Source organism: Lactobacillus sp. C449L (genome assembly GCF_059900815.1).
Genome location: NZ_JBWXGA010000370.1, coordinates 1 through 417 on the forward strand (window position 1 = coordinate 1; position 417 = coordinate 417).

Sequence of the window (417 nt, forward strand, 5' to 3'; positions counted from 1 at the left end):
GTCTTTACACTATCAAAAATCGTTGGACCCACAAAATAGCCTTCTTCATTTACTTCATCATTCCGTCCATCCCTGATTAAGCGTGCTCCCTGTTCTTGCCCTGACTCAATATATTTCAATGTCCGTTCTTTATGGGATTCGCGGATCACAGGCCCAAGGAATACCCCTTTTTCCAAACCATTGCCGATGATAATTTCGTCAGCGGCTTGTTTTAACTTGTTTACCAGTTCATCCGCGATACCCCCAACTGCTACAACAACAGACGCAGCCATACAGCGTTCGCCTGCAGAACCAAAGGCCGCCATCGTAATATTGCGGACCGCATTTTCCATATCTGCATCCGGCAACACAATCGAATGGTTTTTCGCTCCGGCAAGCGCTTGAACACGCTTACCATTGGCAGCAGCTGTTTTATAG

Annotated in this window: 1 protein-coding gene; it reads right to left on the bottom strand. The window is 46.8% G+C overall.

What is annotated here, in order from left to right:
* On the bottom strand, nucleotides 1-417 hold a 417-nt coding region (locus AC2JF9_RS09825; RefSeq protein WP_500727406.1), incomplete at both ends, for an aldehyde dehydrogenase family protein.